The sequence below is a fragment of the Pseudorhodobacter sp. W20_MBD10_FR17 genome (assembly GCF_052119765.1).
Taxonomy (GTDB): Bacteria; Pseudomonadota; Alphaproteobacteria; order Rhodobacterales; family Rhodobacteraceae; genus Pseudorhodobacter.
On sequence record NZ_JBGQOQ010000009.1, the window covers coordinates 1 to 18,301 of the forward strand.

The following is an 18,301-nucleotide window of genomic DNA, read 5'->3' on the forward strand; positions in this document are numbered from 1 at the left end:
TCACCTTCCGCCACGGGCTCCAATACTTCAAATCCCTCGCCCACGGATGGAGGCTCCGAAATGTGTGAATCGCCTAGTTACTTTCAGGGGGGATTACCTCCACAAAAGACGAAATGCCAAAAGGTGATAAAATGAGAAAGAAAATTTATATTGCAGGCCATCGAGGTATGGTCGGTAGAGCCATCTTGCGGCAGCTCAATGCCCGCCAAGCATCCGGCGAAGACTTGGAATTGATGACGCGGTCCTCATCGGAGCTTGATCTAACCAATCAATCTGCAGTCAACGCCTTTATGAAAGAAAACAAACCAGACGAAGTTATTTTAGCGGCGGCCAAAGTTGGTGGCATCGTGGCAAATAACACCTACCCCGCCCAGTTTATCTATGAAAACTTAATGATTGAATGCAATGTGATCCATGCGGCCTATGTATCTGGCGTACAGAAATTATTGCAGCTTGGATCTTCGTGCATCTATCCTAAAATGGCAGCGCAGCCGATGCGCGAAGAAGCACTTCTTACTGGGACGTTAGAGCCAACGAACGAGCCATATGCCATCGCCAAAATCGCTGGCATCAAGCTGTGCGAAAGTTACAACCGCCAATACGGCGTTGACTATCGCTCTGTAATGCCAACGAACCTTTATGGCCCCGGTGATAACTTTCATCCAGAGAACTCGCATGTTGTGCCGGCATTAATGCGTCGATTTCATGAGGCGGCAGTTACCAACCTTGAGGAGGTTGTGATCTGGGGCTCTGGCACGCCTATGCGTGAGTTTTTGCATGTTGATGATATGGCAGAGGCCTCACTGTTTGTGCACGGCCTTCCGACAGAAACATATGCGCGCGAAACACAAGACATGCTGAGTCATATCAATGTCGGGTCTGGCACAGATGTAACAATTCGCGAACTTGCAGAAACCATCGCGGCCGTGACAGGGTTCAAGGGGCGTTTAAACTTTGACCACAGCAAACCTGATGGGGCACCGCGCAAATTAATGGATGTAACTCGTTTGGCCAAGCTGGGCTGGACAGCAGGTATTGATCTGCGTTCAGGTATGGAAGAGACATACAAGTGGTTTATCGGTCAAGACCTACACAATCTCCGCGCAAAGTAAGGATTTCTGAGACCAAGCGAAAACAGAGGTGGTCGCCGAAATTCGGACCGGCTGTTAAGATGGATCGCATGAGGAAAGTGATGATCCAAAATGAAGAAACGAAAGAACCATTCGCCCGAGTTTAAGGCCAAGGTTGCGCTTGAAGCGATCCGCGAGGAGATGACGCTTGCGGAACTGTCCAAGAAATACGACGTGCATCTGTTACCGGCAGGTGTTTGCACGCAAACACCGAGAGGCGACCCATATCGGGACGTGAAAACGCGCGGCGATAGAGAGCATGGCGACAGCCTTTACGCGCAAAGGTTCAGCGCCCGAACGGGTCAGTGCCGCTGACGTCGACAAGCTGCATTGCAAGATTGGCCAGCTTGTTGTGGAACGGGATTTTTGGCCCCCTCTTGTGCATGCTAGCATGTACTGCTGGGCAGCGGATGCCTCGCAGCACATGCTCGGACCGCGAGGCAAAAAATGGTGAGCAAGGATCACAAGCTGAGTATGCGTCGCCAGTGCGCGTTGCTAACGTTGTCGCATTCCAATTTGTATTATGAACCGAAGGGCGAGAGCGCTGGGAACTTGAGATTTATGGAAATAATCGACAAGCCGTCTTTGGAGACGCCTTGGTATGGATCGCGTCAGATAGCCCGATATATGTATGCGTCCGGTCTGACTGGTGTTGACTTACTCAGCCGCCCAGTTCCACGGCATGAGGTCTTCGAGGCGTGTCATCTTGTGGTCTGCGATGCGGGCGAGAACCCAGCGCAGCCAGGCTTCGGGATCGACGTTGTTCATGCGACAGGTTTCGATGAGCGTGTAGGCGACGGCAGCAGCATCGCCGCTGCCCTTTGATCCCATGAACAGATAGTTTTTACGACCGAGAGTCACCGGCCTGATTGATCGCTCGTAACCGCTCCATTGTTACCGCGGCGATTTAGCTTTGATGCGGGCCGCGAGATCGGTGTCCTCCACGAAGTCATCAAGGAACTCATGCCAGGTTTTTTTGGTGATACGAGCGGCGCGGATCATGTCCGTCAGCTCTTCGATTCCGTCATCGGTCAGTGCGGTGATTGTTTTGTCGGGTCCGACGTAAACGCTGACGATGTTTCCATAGGTCGCTGGCTTCGAAAATAGCTTTTGCCATGTGTAGATCGATTTAGTGCTGACCCCCAAGCGCTCGAGCTATGACTGAATCTGGTGTTTGGGCGGTTTGAAGGTTGGCGGCGTATCTGGTTGAATTGTTGTTGCGAGACAGCAGCCCAACCAAAGGAGATACACCACCATGGAAACGACTAACATTGTTGATTTTGCGCGTCGAGACGGGATAACGGACGCGCTGACGGATTTGTTGAGAACGGGGGCGCAACAATTGATCGCGACAGCAGTTGAGGCAGAGCTTGCCAGTTATCTGGTGCAATTTTCTGACTTGCGCACGGATGCAGGCCACACGGCTGTCGTGCGCAACGGGCATCATCCGGCCCGACCATTCCAAACCAGCATTGGCCCTGTGAGCGTGCGCATTCCAAAGGTGCGATCCAAGGATGGCACACCGGTAACATTCCGCTCGGCCCTAGTGCCGCCCTACGTGCGCAGAACCAAGACGCTGGAAGCGGCCTTGCCCTGGCTCTACCTCAAAGGGATTTCCAGCGGCGAAATGGGCGCGGCCCTCAAGGTTCTTCTGGGCCCTGATGCGGCGGGATTGTCGGCGAATACGGTCTCGCGTCTCAAGCGCGATTGGGCCACCGAATACGATGGCTGGAAAGACGCTGCGTTCGATGACGAGCCAATCGTCTATATCTGGGCCGACGGTATTCACAGCGGCCTTCGGGGCGAGGATGAAAAGCTCTGCGCCCTTGTAATTGTTGGCGTCACCGCCCGTGGCAAGAAGCGGTTCCTGGCAATCGAGGACGGGGTGCGCGAAAGCACCCAGAGTTGGCGCGAGGTGCTTCTCAGCCTCAAAAGCAGGGGGATGAATGCCCCCAAGCTGGCCATCGGAGACGGTGCAATGGGGTTTTGGGCGGCATTGGATGAAGTCTATCCGACGACCCGACAGCAGCGTTGCTGGCAGCACAAAACGATGAATGTGCTCAACTGCTTGCCCAAGCTGTCACAGCCAAAGGCCAAAGCCGCGATCCACAACATCTGGCAGGCCGAAACCAAAGATGATGCGGAAAAGGCGTTCGATTTGTTCGTCAAAATCTACGAGCCCAAATATCCCAAAGCGACGCTGTGCCTGCAAAAGGACCGCGAAGAGCTGATGGCATTCTTCGACTTCCCCGCTCAGCATTGGCAGAGCATCCGCACCAGTAACCCAATTGAATCCGCCTTTTCCACCATCCGCCATCGCACCAAGCGCTCAAAGGGCTGCCTATCACGCGATGGCATGCTGCACATGATGTTCAAGCTGGGCCAATGCGCCGAACAAAACTGGAGGAAGCTACGCGGCTTTGACTACCTCGCCAAAGTCATCACCGGCGTCAGGTTCAAAGACGGAATTGAAGCCACAACCCCAGACCAGATCGCCGCATGACCGACAAGCCTCAAACACCAGATTTGACAATAACTCCTCGGCAACCTCGCGGACCGGATAGCCCCGATCTTCGACCTGCGCGACGGCATCGCGCTTGAACTCTTCTGTGAATTTAGCTCCGGACATATCCACGCGTCCGCTGCACAACCTCGATGCAGCCGACAAACCCGTCCCCACCATCCGCCATCATCGTCTCCTTCTGAATGCTCAGAACGAAACTCGCCGCTAAAGCGGCGTCACGAAACCGCTGAAATCAATGGGACGGGGACGGCGCATACGGTGGATCCAAGGCTTTGATTTTATGGCGGATCCGCAGGTTAGATTGGTCTTGCCGGGGTTTAATTCCGGGCTCATTCGAGCAATGCCAACGAAGAAGGAGATTGAGGCTAACAACGAGATACACAGACGCGTTTCGTCGTGATGCGGTGCGGGTCGCGGCAACCCGTGGATTGACACGGCCACAAGCGGCCTCTGGTTTAGGGGGGCTTTCGACGCTGAATAAATGGTTTCAGACGCACTCTTTGCCCCAGCTCACACATGCTGGGGGCGCTAGGTGAGCCCTACGCAAAACAACTGGAGTATAGACTATTTAGCCTTTAATTTGCTCGGCCACTGCGCTGCGTACGTGTGCGGTAAGGTGTTTGGCGCGCTCCTCGGAATTGGATTGAGCGTAGATGCGGAATTCTGGCGCATTACCAGAAGGGCGCAGATGCACGACATCGCCATTCACTAAATTAACGCGCAACCCATCGGTAAGATCGATGGTTTCAATTGTGCCGAAGGGGGCGAAAAATTCTGTGCGCTGATTTTTCTGCTCAATTAAGCCAGTCAAAAAGCGGGCTGCCTTCTCACGATCAATCTCTTGTAAACGATCCGCGGCTGTAAAACACTGGGGCAAGGATGCAACGAGAGCGGCTAAGGGTTTGCCCTGCTGTTTGGCGGCAAACAGTGGCGCTATGATGGGCAGCATACAATCGCGGGTGGGCAAGCTGGAAAGCGGGCCTGAGAGCGTGGCATCAAAACCAAGCAAAAACCCTCCATTGGCTTCAAACCCTACACATCGGTCCTTGGGGGCCTTGAACTTTTCCATTTCGGCAATGACAAAAGGTGAGCCGATGCGGGTCAAAACGACAGTGTCAAACTCTGGGCATCTGCGCACCATGTCGTTGGACGACACTGGCGTGATCACAGCCTTTGCGCCCAGAACCTGCGCTGTTAAAACGCCCAAAACATCGCCCGGAATAACTTTTCCGGACGCATCACTTAGCAAGGGACGGTCTGCATCGCCATCGGTTGAGGCCACGGCATCAAGGTCGTGTTCTTGGCACCATGCGATGAGATTGGCGCGTGTGGCCTCATCAACGGCCTCTGTGTCAACCGGAATGAATATATCGGAGTGTGCGAGAGGTACAACGGTAGCGCCCATTCCAGTAAATATTTTCTCCATCATGTCGCGTGCGACAGAGGAATGACGGTAGACACCAATGCGCAGGCCTTCGAGTGCCCGAGTCCCGAATGCATCAATATAGCGGGCCACATAGGTTGTTTTCGCCTGAGGCAAAGAGGTCTGTGTGCCAGCGCGGCCAATGCGGCGACGACCCGCAGCATAGGCCGCGTTGATGTTGACCTCATCGGCTTTGGAAATCTCACCTTGGGGCACATAGAATTTCAACCCGTTGCGGTCCGCAGGAATGTGGCTGCCTGTCACCATTATGGCGGCAGCCCCAGCAGATATGGACGCCATGGCCAAAGCAGGCGTACCAAGCGCGCCGCAGTCGATGACCTCAACACCTGCACTCAGAGCGGTGCGGCAAATCATCTGGGCTATATCAGGCGATGACGGGCGTAGATCTTGGCCAATGAAGAGCCTGTTGCATTCGGGAATTGTTGTCAGAAAAGCATGGACATAATCCGAGACGACCTCTTCGGTTAAATCAATCACGAGGCCGCGCAAGCCGCTGGTGCCAAAAGAAGGAGCCATATTAGAAAATCTTTCGTCAGAGGTTTGTATGCCGTGCATTTTTAACATCAATTCTCGGACGTCAAAAATGCAAAATTCGTGTATATGAGGAAATATAATACCCTATTTTACATGTTGTTTTTGGTATTGCCACCGGCATTCGCAATTTTTCCGGTAAACCATAAATAAGATAAGGCAAACACTGCCTGATCCAACAGAGGTAGGCCTGCTTTTTCGACGAGCATCCAGCCTTTTTAAGATGGATCAGGGTTTCATTTAGGCTGCTAATCTCATTGGTTCTGTTTTGCTGGCATAGGCCTCGTCAGGGGGCAAGATGCAGAGAGAGCGCGTTGCCCATGCTATTGGAGGGCCGCCATGCTCTCTATTGTCGGGCGCTTCCACCTGCCGATTAGGGTCGCTTCTCTGTGTTTGCGTGTAAACATCTGTCGGTAATAGATGAACACCATACATTTTATACAACTCCGACAGCGTCATCTCCTCGCGGATTGCCTCAGACGCTACCTTGGCTTAGAATTTAGGCGAATGGTTCTTGCGTTTCTCCATTCTGGATCACCTCTTTCGTCATGCGATCCACCTTAACAACTGGTCCTCAACAACTCGTCCGAATTGCCGCGACCAACTCTTTACAATTGGCGCAGGCCACATTCGGCCTTGGCGAACCTGAGCCCGATGGATCTTTTGCAGAGAAAAACGATGGACAAGTTGGCGGCCTAGGACCAAAGACTTAAGCCCAAGGAGACTTGGGCCTAAGGTTAATAGGAGATTTATCATGCGTACAGCTCTGGTTACGGGCTCTGCCGGCTTTATCGGCTCTTTTCTGTGTCGGCGTTTGATTAAAGACGGTTTTCGCGTAATTGGCGTGGATTGCATGTCTGATTATTACGATGTGAGATTAAAAGAACGCCGCAATGCACAGTTGCTACAATCTGAAAACTATCGTTTCGTCCAAGATAAGGTGGAAACACCCGACCTTTTAATGTCGCTTTTTGCTGAAGAAAAACCGGATGTTGTGGTGCATCTCGCAGCCCAAGCCGGGGTGCGGTATTCGATTGAGAACCCACGGTCTTATTTGGAAAGCAACATCATCGGCACGTTTGAATTGCTTGAGGCTGCGCGCGCTTTTCCACCGCAGCACATGATGCTGGCGTCCACGTCGTCAGCTTTCGGCGCAAATACCCAGATGCCTTATAAAGAGACAGACAAAGCTGATCATCAGATGTCATTCTATGCGGCGACGAAAAAATCTACGGAAAACATGGCGCATTCTTACGCGCATTTGTTTGGTCTGCCGATCACCATGTTCCGCTTTTTCACCGTATATGGCCCTTGGGGACGCCCTGACATGGCGCTGTTCAAATTCACCAAAGCCATTTTGGAAGACACGCCGATCGACGTCTACAACTACGGCGATATGAAGCGCGATTTCACCTATGTAGAAGACCTCGTTCACGCCATTCGCTTGCTGATTGACACACCGCCAGTCCGCCCTGCAGATGGCCTTGTGCCGGTGGGCGATAGTCTGTCGCCTGTCGCCCCGCACCGCGTGGTCAACATTGGTAACTCAGACGCCGTGCAGCTTGTCGATTTTATTGAGGCCATTGAAAAGGCCACAGGTAAGACGGCCAAGCGTAATTTGATGCCTATGCAGGCAGGAGATGTGCCTGCCACTTGGGCGAATGCAGACCTGCTAAAATCGCTTACGGGCTATACCCCCAAGACGGCGGTCCAAGACGGTGTGGCTGAATTCGTTGCTTGGTATCGCGATTATTATCAAATCTAGGCTTTAGACTGATGTGTTCAAGGCATAGTGCTCTGAAGCCGATGTGAACGATGCTATGCCCACCATCGCCGCGATGGATAGTATTGTGGTACTGGATGGTAGCACAATTGCGAAAATTGACCGCCACGCCGCGCTTTTGGCGCTGGTCGGGCTATATGCCAGTCTCTGGGCCCGCCAATAAAGCGGGTTTTGGGTATTGAAGAGGACATGGAATGAACATCACGACCCGGCTTGGTGGACTTATCGAGGCATTTCGGCCAGCTGATGGCCCACCCCCGCAAAAACTGGGCGCGTTCTTTCGGTGGTGCCTTAGCGGCAGCTGGCCGATGCTGTGGATTGCGGGCGTGATCTCATCGATCGCGGGCGCGATGGAGGTGATTTCGGCGCTTTTCCTTGGCTGGGTGATTGATGCCGCATTGGCCTCGGGCGCCGATGTGTTTTTTGAGAAAAACTTTTGGTTGCTGGTGGGCTTTATCGGGTTTTACCTGATCTTGCGGCCAATGGCCTTTGCGGCCTCGGCGGCATCAAACTCAATCGTCGTGGGGCCGAATGTGTTGCCCCTGGTGCTGTCGCGCCTGCATCGCTGGACGTTAGGGCAGGCCGTGACGTTCTTTGACAATGATTTCGCGGGCCGGATTGCGCAAAAGCAAATGCAGGCCGCGCGGGCCGTGACCGATGTCGCGACCGAGGTGATCAACACTGTGGCCTTTGCTTTGGCCTCCGTCATTGGCTCGGTCGTCTTTTTGCTGTCGGTCGATTATCGTGCGGCCCTGGCCTTGGCTGCGTGGCTGGTGGGTTATGTCTTCACCATCCGGTTTTTCATGCCGCGCGTTCGGGTGAATTCGGCGGCGCGGGCCTCGGCGCGGGCAATGGTGACGGGGCAGGTGGTGGATACCATCACCAACATCAAAACCGTGAAACTGTTCGCACATGCCGCGTTTGAGGACAAAGTGGCTCTGAAAGCGATGAAAGTGTTTCGGGACCGGTCGCTGGAATTCGGGCAAATCTCAACAATGTTCCGCTTTGCGTTGATGACGTTGTCGGGCACGCTGCCGGTGCTGCTGATTGGCGGCACGCTGTGGCTGTGGTCTAACGGCATGGCAACGGCGGGTGCGATTGCGGCGGCGGGTGCGATTTCGATGCGGATCGCGCAGATGTCAGGTTGGGTCAGCTTTACCCTGATGTCGATTTATACCTCGATTGGCGAGGTAGAGGATGGCATGCGCACGCTGTCCATTCCGCATACTCTGGCCGATGCGCCGGATGCGATTGCCCTGCCGCGGGTTAAGGGCGAGGTGACGTTTCAGGACGTGTCCTTTGCGTATGGTCGCAAACGGGGCGGGGTGGAACATATCAACCTGACCATTCGTGCTGGTGAAAAGCTGGGGATCGTTGGTGCCTCGGGTGCGGGGAAATCGACCTTGGTTTCACTTCTATTACGGCTCTATGACACCGAAAAAGGCGCAGTTTTGATTGACGGCCATGATGTGTGCAACGTGACCCAAGAAAGCTTGCGCGAACAGATCGGCATGGTCACGCAGGAAACGGCGATGTTCAACCGGTCGGCGCGTGACAACATCAAATATGGCCGCCCCGATGCGACCGAGGCCGAAGTGATTGATGCCACCCGCGCCGCCGAAGCGCATGAGTTTATCGAGCACATGGTCGACCATAACGACCGCAAAGGCTATGACGCTTTTCTTGGCGAGCGTGGTGTTAAACTGTCGGGTGGGCAGCGGCAGCGTATCGCGCTGGCCCGTACCTTCCTGAAAGATGCGCCGATTTTGGTGCTGGATGAGGCGACAAGTGCACTGGACAGCGAAGTCGAGGCCGCGATCCAAGAAACGCTTGGCAAAGTGATGGAAGGCAAGACCGTGCTGGCAATTGCGCACCGTTTGTCGACAATTGCCGCGATGGACCGCATAGTGGTGCTGGACAATGGCCGCATAGTCGAACAAGGCAGTCATGACGCGCTTTTGACCATGAATGGCCGCTATGCACGCTATTGGAACCGCCAGTCCGGCGGCTTTATCGGATCGGAAGAGGCAGCAGAGTGATAGTAACAATCGAACGTTTGGGCCATTTGGGTGACGCAATCGCACAGGGCGAAAACGGCCCGATTTTCGTGGCGCAAATGTTGCCGGGTGAGGTGGTTGAGGGCGAGCTGCAAGGCGACAAGCTGGTTAACACTCGCATCATCACGCCGTCGCCTGACCGGGTGCGCCCACCATGCGCCCATGCCCGTACCTGTGGCGGCTGTTTGATGCAGCACGCGACCGATGAACTGGTTGCAACGTGGAAAACCGAAGTTGTCCGCTCGGCCCTGGCAGGGCAGGGGATAGAGGCGCCGTTGCGGCCGATCCTGACCTCCCCGCCGAATTCGCGGCGGCGTGCCGTGATTGCGGGGCGGCGCACCAAAAGCGGCGCGATGCTGGGCTTTCATGCGCGCGGGTCCGATGCCTTGGTCGCTGTGCCGAATTGCCAATTGCTCCACCCTGATCTGATGGCCGCCTTTCCGGCGCTAGAGGCCTTGGTAACGACCGGTGGCTCGCGCAAATCGGAACTGGCGCTGACTGTAACCCGCACGCTTGCCGGTGCCGATGTTTCGGTGACAGGCGGCAAACCTTTGGACGGGCAATTGCGGCTGGAACTGGCCCGCGTGGCCGAGGCGCATGGCCTGTCGCGCCTGACGTGGGACCATGAAGTTGTGGCCCTGCGCACCGCGCCGATGCAGGCGATGGGCCGCGCGATGGTGGCCCCACCCCCCGGCGCGTTTTTGCAAGCGACCGAGCAGGGCCAAGCCGATTTGCTGGCCGCCGTGCAAGAGGCGGTGGGCGATGCCAAGCGCGTCACCGATTTGTTCGCCGGTTCGGGCACCTTTGCCCTGCCTTTGTCCGAAAAGGCCGAGGTTCACGCGGTTGAAGGCGATGCCGCGATGATTGGCGCGCTGGATAAAGGCTGGCGCCAAGCCGAGGGCCTAAAACGAATCACGTCCGAGACGCGTGACCTGTTCCGCCGCCCGCTAGAGCCGGATGAGTTTAAGAACGTGCAAGCTGTGGTGATCGACCCCCCGCGCGCGGGGGCCGAGGCGCAGACCAAAACGCTGGCGCAAACCAAAGTGCCTGTGATTGCCTTTGTGTCGTGCAACCCTGTTACCTTTGCCCGTGATGCCAAGGTACTGATTTCAGCAGGCTATACGCTTGATTGGGTGCAGCCGGTTGACCAATTCCGCTGGTCTTCCCATGTAGAGCTTGCCGCGCGTTTCAGCCGGTAACCCTAACCGCAGAGAACCCCCATGACCCTTCGCGCCCGCATCGCCGTTTTGATGAGCCAGCCGTTCACCCAACGGTTTATCCTTGGCGTTATCCTATTCAACGCGGTTTTGTTGGGGTTAGAGACCTCAGAAACTGTCATGGCCGAGTTTGGCCCGCTGGTGGTCTTTCTTGATACGCTCTGCCTCGGGATCTTTATTGTTGAGATTTTACTAAAACTTTTTGCGCTGGATCTACGATTCTTCAAATCCAGCTGGAATGTTTTTGACATGATCGTGGTGGGCATTGCCGTTATTCCGGGCGCGCAATCGCTTTCCGTACTGCGGGCATTGCGGATTTTGCGGCTGTTGCGGGTTATCTCGGTCGCGCCATCACTGCGCCGCGTGGTCGAAGGGTTTGTGACCGCGTTGCCCGGCATGGGGTCGGTTTTCTTGCTGATGGCGATTATCTTTTACATCGGCTCGGTCATGGCCACGAAACTGTTTGGCGATGCCTTTCCGCAATGGTTCGGTACTCTTGGCGGCTCGGCCTATTCGCTGTTTCAGGTTATGACGCTGGAAAGCTGGTCGATGGGCATCGTGCGCCCCGTGATGGAACAATACCCCTATGCGTGGGCATTTTTCGTGCCCTTCATCATGATGACGACCTTTGCTGTGGTAAACCTTTTGGTGGGTTTGATCGTGAACTCGATGCAAGATGCGCATCACGCCGCCGATATTGAAAGGACAGACCAGCACCGTGAAGACGTTATCCAACGTCTGATTGCGATTGAAAGGCGGCTTGCAGACCAAGAAACCGGTTCTAAAAACCAGCCCCCGTTGTAAAGATCGCGTGTTCCACAGCCGCGCGATCTGGGCTAAGAGCCGTGCAAACAATAAGATGGCAAAGAATAAGCCGTCCAAATATTATTGAGGCATGGAATGCGGGTACTAAAGCTGATTGCGGCGTTTTTTCTAATTCTTGGGCTGGCGGCCTGCGGCGGTAGGGATACAAAATTCCAAAGGTATAACGGGCCTCCGATAACGCAAATTGTCGTTTATAAAGGCGCCCATCAAATGCAGATGTTCCACGGCAATAAGATAATGAAAACATACGATGTTTCATTGGGTTTTGCGCCGACGGGCCACAAACAGTTTGAAGGTGATGGCAAAACACCAGAGGGCGCGTATCGGATTGATCGCCGCAACCCCAATAGCAGGTATCACCTGTCGCTGGGCATCAGCTACCCGAATAAGGCCGACATAGCCTATGCCGAGTCGCAAGGGAAAAAGCCGGGGGGTGAGATTTTTATCCACGGTAAAACCGGATTTGGCGGCAGGAATAACGGCGATTGGACCTTTGGCTGTATCGCCGTGTCGGATGAGGAAATCGAAGAAATCTATGCGATGGTTGCCGATGGCACGCCGATTTTCATTTTCCCATAGAGGCAAACAAAAAGCCCCAAGCAGGATTGCTTGGGGCTTTTGAATTCATCTAGGCGCGGTAAGGCCTTGTTTTAGCTTAGGCGCCGGTCACCAACGTCCACCAGATTTTGCCTGATGGTTCTTGGAACCACGCAAAGCCAATTTCACGGGCCTGTGGGTCCATGATGATGTCGCGCGTGTCTGATTCGCCCATCCACGTCGATAGGGTTTCAAGCTCTGTTTCAAATGTTTCAGAGATGTTTTCGCCAACCAACCGGCCCGTATAGCCAACGCGCTGTACGCGATCCAACGGCGACGACCCGTCAGACCCGAAATGCCAAGGCCGGTTTTGAACCGACATGTCGCGCGAATGCGTGGCGGCGGCCGCGTTCAATTGGGCGTTAAACTGTAGTGGTGCTGCGCCCTTTGCATTGCGCAAAGCGTTTACCGAATCAAGCAAGCGAAAGGGAATTATCGCCTCTTGCTCGCTTCCGATCTTGTAAACTTGGGACAATGGGCGACCATCGCTTCCCATTTTGATTTGGTTGCCTGTGGTACATGCACCAAGTGCAAGGGCCGCACAGATTGCGACAACTGATAAAGTTCTCATTTTATTCCCATTCGGTGCCAAGCCAAGCTCGTCTTTAGCTCTTTGTTACCATATGAGCAAATGCAACTCTGCAAAATCCCGCCGAACCACATCACTGTGATTTGAAAACTGTAGTAAAAAGCGATATGTATGCAGATACAACCAATAAGGAGTCTGGCGATGAATGCCGACCGAATGAAGCAGTTGAACAGACGCACATTGATGGGTGCAGCCGCCGCCACTTTGGGTATGTCGGCAGTGCCAGCGTTTGCACAGGACAATTCAACCGAGATGGAGACCAACACTGGCCCCGTCCGGAATAATATTTCAAGCTTTCGTATGTTGGATTGGCGCCCATATTTCACCGATACCAAAAACGGTGCTGTCTTGGTTGATACCAAATCGCGTGCCCTGCATTTCTGGTCCGAAGACCAGTCGATTTACAAGCTGTACCCGACTTCTGTGCCGCTGACAGATGACCTGACCCGTCTTGGCCGGACCGAGATTGTGCAAAAGGTCGTTGGTCCAACATGGCGCCCGACGCCTGAGATGAAAATTCGCAACCCCGAATGGCCGGATGTTGTTGGGCCGGGTCCAGATAACCCGCTGGGCACCCATGCGCTCTATCTATCCTGGACGTATTACCGAATCCACGGCACGCATGACACCCGCAAAATCGGCCGCCGGTCGTCAAGCGGCTGTGTTGGCCTGTATAACGAACATATCGCCATTCTTTTTGGCCTTACCAAAGTCGGGACGCAGGTTCTTTTGATTTAAAGTCTCTTGAAAACGCTAAAGTATTAGGGGCCCATCGGCCCCTTTTTGCTTCTTTGCCCCCAGCAGACGCAGGCGCGGGCCCATCTGAGGCATTTATGAGCCAAGAGTGTTGCTAAATTGACGAAACTGACGGGCGACGCTGCAGAAATTTACGACCCAGATTGCAATCTTTCTAGCAAGCGGGTTAAAAACCCTCACGAGGTATAGTCTTGGGTGCGCGCTGTCGTCCTCTGAAAAATTCGATTGCGCGCGAAAACTGGAGGTTACTATGAAGAAACTTGCACTCGCAGCGGCTCTGTCCGTTGCTGCATCGACCGCTTTTGCTGGCGGTATGGCTGAACCAGTAATGGAACCAGCTGTAGTAGAAGCTGCAACTTCGTCGTCTGCTGGCGGCATCGTTGTTCCTTTGCTGTTGCTGTTGGTTATCGCAGCTGCTGCATCGAAGTAATCCTAACCGGATTGCAACGATTTAAGGGCGGTAGGGCAACCTACCGTCCTTTTTCTATGTCTAAAACGGCCTTTAGGCCGGGGTTTTACACCCAGCCAGCAAGGTTTTCTTTAATAACGGTTACCAGCGCATCAATATGCGCCGCATCATCGTTCAGGCAGGGAATGTAGGTAAAGCTTTCGCCACCTGCATGTTCAAACGCCTCTCTGATTTCGCCGTTAATTTCCTCAAGTGTTTCAATGCAATCGGCAGAAAACGCGGGTGCGATCACGGCAATTCGCTTTTTGCCTTGCTTGGCCAGCGCGGCCACATGTTCAACGGTATAAGGCTTTAGCCACTCTTCGCGGCCAAAAACCGACTGAAAGCTGGTATCAATATCGGCCTTATCCCAACCCAACCGTTCGCGCAGCAGGCGCGTGGTTTTGGCGCAATGGCAATGGTAGGGGTCGCCCTCCATCAAATAGCGAATCGGCATGCCATGATAGCTGGCAACCAGCACATCGGGACGATGGTCCAGCTTTGCATAGGCCCGCTCAACCGAACCGGCCAGCGCGTCGATATAGGCAGGGTGCTCAAAATATTCAGGCACCGTGCGGGCAGCAGGCTGGCGCTTTTCTTTCATCAGTGCGGCAAAGAATGAGTCATTGGCCGTTGCCGATGTGGCCCCCGCGTAATGCGGATAGAGTGGGAAAAACAAAATCTTTTCACAGCCAGCGGCAACCATCGCTTTGACCTTGGATTCGGTCGTCGGGTTTCCATAGCGCATGCAAAAATCTACCAGAACCTCGCCGCCATAGGCCTGCGACATTTGGGCCGCAATCGCGGTGGTTTGGTCGCGCGTGATCGTCAGCAGCGGGCTCTCATTCTTCTCATGGTTCCAGATCAGCTTGTAATTCGCGCCCGAGGCAAAGGGCCGTTTGGTCAGAATCACCAGTTGCAGAAGGGGTTGCCAGATCCAATCAGAAATATCGACGACCCGTTTGTCTGACAGAAATTCGTTCAAATACCGGCGCATCGACCAATAGTCATAGTTGTCTGGCGTGCCGAGGTTTGCCACCAAAACCCCGATTTTGGGGGCCTTAACGGCAGGGTGATCTGCGGGTGCATGGGAAAGCCGCCCTTGCCCTGCGGGAATATCGGGTTGGCTATACTTGGCATCGGACATGGCTTTTTCCTTATTCATTTAACACAGCACCTAAGGCCAAACGGGGGGGCGTCAAGTCTCGCCTTTTGTCGCAGGCACGGTGATTTCTGCGGCATTTAGCGCATCGGCCAACCGGTTTACCGCCGATCCGGGGCGCAGGGGTTTTTGTTGGCTGTCATGCGGGGCCCAGCCCGTCAGGAAAACTAGGTCGAACGTGGCGGAAACGCGGCCCCCCGTAACGGCATAGTTTTGCGCGTACAGTTCCGCCGTTTTGGTGAAAACCCCGCGGCGCGTCGGGCGGCGCAGGCGATCGTTTAGGGCATTACCCTCGCCCATCGCCCGCAAATCTTGCATCAGGTGCAGGGCATCGCGGTAATGCACCTTGCGGATAAAGCTGTCGGCCACGGGCAAGGCCAAACCGGCGCGTTGTAGCAAACCGCCCAAATCCCTGATCTCTGCCATTGGCAACACGCGCGGCGAGATGCCACCCGTCACGGCTGATTCGGCCTCGGCCAAACAGGCCCGCAGCTCATGCAGCGTTTGCCCGCCCAGTAGCGCCGCCAACAGCAAACCATCGGGCTGCAACGCGTGGCGGCATTGGATCAGCTGCCCAACAGGGTCATTCGCCCAGTGCAGCGCCATCACATGGATAACAAGGTCAAAGGCGCCCGGTTTCAGCGCCAGCACGTCATCGTCGGCGACAATCTGCGCTGTTGGAAAGGCCTCACGCCAGAAATCGGGGAAGCCGGTCACAATAGCGATTGACGTAAACGACTTATTAACCTCGGTCAGTCTTTCCTTAATCTCGTCACGCAGGTCTTCGTGCAAGAATAGGGCAGGGGCCTGCATCGCGCGGGCGCGGTTGCGGGTCAGGGCTTGGGCATCGGTCAAATCGGGCATTTTCATGCGCCGAACAATAAGAGGGAAAGATGGGATTGCAAGCCATGCTGCGATTAGTTTACCCGCCGCAATGCCTTGGCTGCGACGAACTTGTGACGTCAGATTTCGGCCTGTGTGGGCGTTGCTGGCGCGAAACCCCTTTTATTGCGGGGGTGGTCTGCGATACCTGCGGCCTTCCTTTGCCCGGCGATGATGCGACCGAGGTGGCGCAATGTGACGATTGCCTAACCCTGACGCGGCCATGGGTGCAGGGGCGCGCGGCGCTGTTGTACAAAGATAATGGCCGCAAAATGGTGTTGCAGTTGAAACACGGTGACCGGCTAGACCTTGCTAAACCCGCCGGCTCTTGGCTGTTGCGGGCGGCCAAGCCGATGTTGCGCCCCGATACGCTGCTTGCTCCCGTGCCCTTGCATTGGTTTCGGATGCTGCGGCGGCGCTATAACCAGTCGGCCCTGTTGGCGGCGTCCGTTGGCCGGTTGGCGGGGATTGAGCATTGCCCCGACTTGTTGATCCGCCATAAGCGCACCCCCAGCCAAGAAGGCCGCGACCGGCACGCGCGGTTTGAAAACTTGCAAGATGCGATTCGTGTGCATCCGCGCCGTGTTGCGATGATGAAAGGCCGGAAAATCCTGTTGGTTGATGACGTTATGACCTCAGGCGCCACACTTGCTGCTGCCACCGATGCCTGTTTGGCGGCCGGTGCCGCAGAGGTTCGGGTTTTGGTACTAGCACGCGTTGCTAAGGATGCCTAAATCCCTATAGTTACTTTGACAAACGGGATGGTCTTTATGAAAACTGTTGAAATATATACCTCGCCGCTGTGCGGCTATTGCCACGCGGCAAAGCGTCTGCTGAAAAAAAAGGGCGTGGCCTTTACCGAATTTGATGTGTCGCGCGACCCTGCCTTGCGCGGAGAGATGATCCAGCGTGCCAATGGTGGCCGCACCGTGCCGCAAATTTTTATTGGCGATAAACATGTTGGCGGGTCGGATGATCTGCACGCGCTTGACCATGCAGGCAAGCTTGACGCGCTGTTGGCGGGGTAAGCCATGCCCATCGGCCCCATACGCATCGGCCTTGTGCAACTTTGTGTGACGGATGATCCGGCAGCTAACCTGCCGGAAACCCGCAGGCTTGTGCAACAGGCTGCGGATGGGGGCGCCACGTTTATTCTGACGCCCGAATGCACGAATGGCCTGTCGTCCAGCCGCAAACATCAGGCCGCTGTGTTTCACCATCAGGCCGATGATCCGACCTTGCAGGCGTTGCGCGATGATGCCGCAAGGCTGGGCGTTTGGCTGCTGATCGGTTCACTGGCGTTGCTGACCGATGACGCCGATGGCCGCTTTGCGAATCGTTCATTTCTGATTGATCCACAGGGGGAAATCGCTGCGTGGTATGATAAAATCCATATGTTCGATGTCACAGTGTCCGAAACCGAACGCTACCGAGAATCAGAGGGGTATCGCCCCGGCGATAGGGCCATTTTGGCGCAAACCCCGTTTGGCGTGGTGGGGATGACGGTGTGCTATGACGTGCGCTTTGCCTATCTTTACCGTCAGTTGGCACAGGCTGGCGCGCAAATCCTTACCGTTCCGGCAGCGTTTAACCACATCACGGGCGCCGCGCATTGGGAGGTGCTGCTGCGCGCCCGCGCGATTGAAACGGGGTGCTTCGTGCTCGCCCCCGCGCAAACCGGTTTTCATGCGGAAACTGCAGCCGGTAAGGGGCGGCGCACCTATGGCCACAGCCTTGCGATTTCCCCTTGGGGTGAGGTGATCGCCGATGGCGGCACCGAACCCGGCGTCACCTTTGCCGAGATTGACCTTGCGCAAGTAGCAACCGCGCGGGGGCGCGTGCCGTCGATCACGCATGATCGGGCGGTGGTGGGGCCATAATGCCAGAAAGCGCCGAAGACCTTGCTGTATCGCTGTTTGGAGAGCTGTTTATGGCCGATCAGCTGGCCCGAAACCGCATTTCCAAGGTCTTGCCGCGCGGGATGGAGCTGTCGCATTTCGCGGTTTTGAACCATTTAACGCGGGTGAATGATGAACGTTCGCCGGGCCAACTTGCGCGTGCGTTTCATGTGACCCGAGGGGCAATGACAAATACGTTAAGCAAGCTGGAATGGGCGGGCCACGTTCATATCCGCCCCGATTGGGATGACGCGCGGCGCAAGTTTGTGGCGATCAGCCCATCCGGCCGCGCGGCCCGAAATGCTGCCGTGCAGGCCGTGGCCCCCCTTATCGCCGAGTTTGTGACTGATCTTGGTGCCGAACGTGTGCGGGCCTTTATGCCGGTTCTGCGCGAACTTAGGGTCAGGCTTGAAGGGAACGAGTGAGCCAAGATGCCCAGCGAGGCGCGACTGCTGCAG

The 18,301-nt window shown here is 55.3% G+C and carries 20 protein-coding genes and 3 pseudogenes; 16 read left to right on the forward strand and 7 right to left on the reverse strand.

Annotated elements, in window-relative coordinates:
• The first annotated feature begins 131 nt into the window (after positions 1-131).
• Both fcl and ACEN2J_RS07835 read left to right on the forward strand, forming a co-directional pair.
• Positions 132-1,112: a GDP-L-fucose synthase gene (gene fcl, locus ACEN2J_RS07830; protein WP_442104716.1), complete on the forward strand. Its 981-nt coding sequence runs from the start codon at positions 132-134 to the stop codon at positions 1,110-1,112.
• Between the two features lie 90 nt (positions 1,113-1,202).
• A complete protein-coding gene (locus ACEN2J_RS07835) occupies positions 1,203-1,445 on the forward strand; it encodes a transposase (protein WP_442104996.1) in 243 nt (80 codons plus the stop codon).
• A 342-nt stretch (positions 1,446-1,787) separates the two neighbouring features.
• Here the strand turns inward: ACEN2J_RS07835 and ACEN2J_RS07840 are convergent.
• Both ACEN2J_RS07840 and ACEN2J_RS07845 read right to left on the reverse strand, forming a co-directional pair.
• Positions 1,788-2,009 (reverse strand): annotated as a pseudogene (locus ACEN2J_RS07840) (transposase domain-containing protein); the annotation flags it as partial.
• Between the two features lie 15 nt (positions 2,010-2,024).
• The gene (locus ACEN2J_RS07845) at positions 2,025-2,276 is read right to left on the reverse strand and encodes a hypothetical protein (RefSeq protein WP_442104718.1); all 252 of its coding nucleotides are present in this window, start codon (positions 2,274-2,276) and stop codon (positions 2,025-2,027) included.
• Between the two features lie 109 nt (positions 2,277-2,385).
• Here ACEN2J_RS07845 and ACEN2J_RS07850 point away from each other — a divergent pair, with 109 nt between their 5' ends.
• On the forward strand, positions 2,386-3,633 hold the full coding sequence (locus ACEN2J_RS07850; protein WP_442104720.1) for an IS256 family transposase: 1,248 nt from the start codon (positions 2,386-2,388) through the stop codon (positions 3,631-3,633).
• Between the two features lie 30 nt (positions 3,634-3,663).
• Here the strand turns inward: ACEN2J_RS07850 and ACEN2J_RS07855 are convergent.
• Positions 3,664-3,759 (reverse strand): annotated as a pseudogene (locus ACEN2J_RS07855) (transposase); the annotation flags it as partial.
• A 254-nt stretch (positions 3,760-4,013) separates the two neighbouring features.
• Between ACEN2J_RS07855 and ACEN2J_RS07860 the strand changes: the two are divergent.
• A pseudogene (locus ACEN2J_RS07860) lies at positions 4,014-4,151 on the forward strand (IS3 family transposase); the annotation flags it as partial.
• 71 nt (positions 4,152-4,222) lie between these two features.
• Here ACEN2J_RS07860 and ACEN2J_RS07865 read toward each other — a convergent pair.
• Positions 4,223-5,614 (reverse strand): phosphomannomutase, encoded by a 1,392-nt coding sequence (locus ACEN2J_RS07865; protein WP_442104722.1) that lies wholly within the window; start codon positions 5,612-5,614, stop codon positions 4,223-4,225.
• Positions 5,615-6,383: 769 nt separating this feature from the next.
• On the opposite strand from ACEN2J_RS07865, the gene ACEN2J_RS07870 reads away from it, so the two are divergent.
• From ACEN2J_RS07870 to ACEN2J_RS07895, 6 genes are all read left to right on the forward strand, one after another.
• On the forward strand, positions 6,384-7,394 hold the full coding sequence (locus ACEN2J_RS07870; protein ID WP_442104724.1) for a GDP-mannose 4,6-dehydratase: 1,011 nt from the start codon (positions 6,384-6,386) through the stop codon (positions 7,392-7,394).
• Positions 7,395-7,437: 43 nt separating this feature from the next.
• A complete protein-coding gene (locus ACEN2J_RS07875) occupies positions 7,438-7,575 on the forward strand; it encodes a hypothetical protein (RefSeq protein ID WP_442104726.1) in 138 nt (45 codons plus the stop codon).
• Between the two features lie 31 nt (positions 7,576-7,606).
• Positions 7,607-9,451 (forward strand): ABC transporter ATP-binding protein, encoded by a 1,845-nt coding sequence (locus ACEN2J_RS07880; protein ID WP_442104728.1) that lies wholly within the window; start codon positions 7,607-7,609, stop codon positions 9,449-9,451.
• Positions 9,448-10,668 (forward strand): class I SAM-dependent RNA methyltransferase, encoded by a 1,221-nt coding sequence (locus tag ACEN2J_RS07885; protein WP_442104730.1) that lies wholly within the window; start codon positions 9,448-9,450, stop codon positions 10,666-10,668. The genes ACEN2J_RS07880 and ACEN2J_RS07885 overlap by 4 nt, the downstream gene beginning before the upstream one ends.
• Positions 10,669-10,689: 21 nt before the next feature.
• Positions 10,690-11,490, forward strand: a complete 801-nt coding sequence (locus tag ACEN2J_RS07890) for an ion transporter (RefSeq protein ID WP_442104732.1) — start codon at positions 10,690-10,692, stop codon at positions 11,488-11,490.
• Positions 11,491-11,586: 96 nt separating this feature from the next.
• Complete coding sequence (locus ACEN2J_RS07895; RefSeq protein ID WP_442104734.1) at positions 11,587-12,090, forward strand: L,D-transpeptidase family protein; 504 nt, start codon at positions 11,587-11,589, stop codon at positions 12,088-12,090.
• 76 nt (positions 12,091-12,166) lie between these two features.
• Here ACEN2J_RS07895 and ACEN2J_RS07900 read toward each other — a convergent pair whose 3' ends face one another.
• Positions 12,167-12,679 (reverse strand): CAP domain-containing protein, encoded by a 513-nt coding sequence (locus ACEN2J_RS07900; protein WP_442104736.1) that lies wholly within the window; start codon positions 12,677-12,679, stop codon positions 12,167-12,169.
• 159 nt (positions 12,680-12,838) lie between these two features.
• Here ACEN2J_RS07900 and ACEN2J_RS07905 point away from each other — a divergent pair, with 159 nt between their 5' ends.
• Both ACEN2J_RS07905 and ACEN2J_RS07910 read left to right on the forward strand, forming a co-directional pair.
• Complete coding sequence (locus tag ACEN2J_RS07905) at positions 12,839-13,435, forward strand: L,D-transpeptidase (RefSeq protein ID WP_442104738.1); 597 nt, start codon at positions 12,839-12,841, stop codon at positions 13,433-13,435.
• A gap of 268 nt (positions 13,436-13,703) precedes the next feature.
• Entirely contained in the window at positions 13,704-13,883 is a 180-nt protein-coding gene (locus tag ACEN2J_RS07910; protein ID WP_442104740.1) for a hypothetical protein, read from the forward strand.
• Positions 13,884-13,968: 85 nt separating this feature from the next.
• Here the strand turns inward: ACEN2J_RS07910 and hemH are convergent, their stop codons facing one another.
• Entirely contained in the window at positions 13,969-15,048 is a 1,080-nt protein-coding gene (hemH, locus tag ACEN2J_RS07915; protein ID WP_442104742.1) for a ferrochelatase, read from the reverse strand.
• A gap of 51 nt (positions 15,049-15,099) precedes the next feature.
• On the reverse strand, positions 15,100-15,933 hold the full coding sequence (locus ACEN2J_RS07920) for a methyltransferase domain-containing protein (protein WP_442104744.1): 834 nt from the start codon (positions 15,931-15,933) through the stop codon (positions 15,100-15,102).
• 23 nt (positions 15,934-15,956) lie between these two features.
• Between ACEN2J_RS07920 and ACEN2J_RS07925 the strand changes: the two genes are divergently transcribed.
• From ACEN2J_RS07925 to ACEN2J_RS07940, 4 genes are read left to right on the forward strand one after another with little or no spacing between them, the layout of a single operon-like run.
• The gene (locus ACEN2J_RS07925; protein WP_442104746.1) at positions 15,957-16,679 is read left to right on the forward strand and encodes a double zinc ribbon domain-containing protein; all 723 of its coding nucleotides are present in this window, start codon (positions 15,957-15,959) and stop codon (positions 16,677-16,679) included.
• 36 nt (positions 16,680-16,715) lie between these two features.
• Positions 16,716-16,973 carry a glutaredoxin 3 gene (gene grxC, locus ACEN2J_RS07930; RefSeq protein ID WP_442104748.1) on the forward strand — a complete coding sequence of 86 codons (258 nt, stop codon included), beginning with the start codon at positions 16,716-16,718 and terminating at the stop codon, positions 16,971-16,973.
• Between the two features lie 18 nt (positions 16,974-16,991).
• Positions 16,992-17,825, forward strand: a complete 834-nt coding sequence (locus ACEN2J_RS07935) for a carbon-nitrogen hydrolase family protein (protein ID WP_442104983.1) — start codon at positions 16,992-16,994, stop codon at positions 17,823-17,825.
• Positions 17,825-18,268 (forward strand): MarR family winged helix-turn-helix transcriptional regulator, encoded by a 444-nt coding sequence (locus ACEN2J_RS07940; protein ID WP_442104750.1) that lies wholly within the window; start codon positions 17,825-17,827, stop codon positions 18,266-18,268. Before ACEN2J_RS07935 ends, ACEN2J_RS07940 begins: the two co-directional genes overlap by 1 nt.
• Positions 18,269-18,301: the final 33 nt, after the last annotated feature.

Coding starts and splice junctions, on each gene's coding strand:
- ACEN2J_RS07890 (WP_442104732.1), top strand. CDS start 10,690: ATGACCCTTCGCGCCCGCATCGCCGTTTTGATGAGCCAGCCGTTCACC.
- ACEN2J_RS07905 (WP_442104738.1), top strand. CDS start 12,839: ATGAATGCCGACCGAATGAAGCAGTTGAACAGACGCACATTGATGGGT.
- fcl (WP_442104716.1), top strand. CDS start 132: ATGAGAAAGAAAATTTATATTGCAGGCCATCGAGGTATGGTCGGTAGA.
- grxC (WP_442104748.1), top strand. CDS start 16,716: ATGAAAACTGTTGAAATATATACCTCGCCGCTGTGCGGCTATTGCCAC.
- ACEN2J_RS07880 (WP_442104728.1), top strand. CDS start 7,607: ATGAACATCACGACCCGGCTTGGTGGACTTATCGAGGCATTTCGGCCA.
- ACEN2J_RS07900 (WP_442104736.1), bottom strand. CDS start 12,679: ATGAGAACTTTATCAGTTGTCGCAATCTGTGCGGCCCTTGCACTTGGT.
- ACEN2J_RS07870 (WP_442104724.1), top strand. CDS start 6,384: ATGCGTACAGCTCTGGTTACGGGCTCTGCCGGCTTTATCGGCTCTTTT.
- ACEN2J_RS07920 (WP_442104744.1), bottom strand. CDS start 15,933: ATGAAAATGCCCGATTTGACCGATGCCCAAGCCCTGACCCGCAACCGC.
- ACEN2J_RS07850 (WP_442104720.1), top strand. CDS start 2,386: ATGGAAACGACTAACATTGTTGATTTTGCGCGTCGAGACGGGATAACG.
- ACEN2J_RS07940 (WP_442104750.1), top strand. CDS start 17,825: ATGCCAGAAAGCGCCGAAGACCTTGCTGTATCGCTGTTTGGAGAGCTG.
- hemH (WP_442104742.1), bottom strand. CDS start 15,048: ATGTCCGATGCCAAGTATAGCCAACCCGATATTCCCGCAGGGCAAGGG.
- ACEN2J_RS07895 (WP_442104734.1), top strand. CDS start 11,587: ATGCGGGTACTAAAGCTGATTGCGGCGTTTTTTCTAATTCTTGGGCTG.
- ACEN2J_RS07925 (WP_442104746.1), top strand. CDS start 15,957: ATGGGATTGCAAGCCATGCTGCGATTAGTTTACCCGCCGCAATGCCTT.
- ACEN2J_RS07865 (WP_442104722.1), bottom strand. CDS start 5,614: ATGGCTCCTTCTTTTGGCACCAGCGGCTTGCGCGGCCTCGTGATTGAT.
- ACEN2J_RS07910 (WP_442104740.1), top strand. CDS start 13,704: ATGAAGAAACTTGCACTCGCAGCGGCTCTGTCCGTTGCTGCATCGACC.
- ACEN2J_RS07835 (WP_442104996.1), top strand. CDS start 1,203: ATGAAGAAACGAAAGAACCATTCGCCCGAGTTTAAGGCCAAGGTTGCG.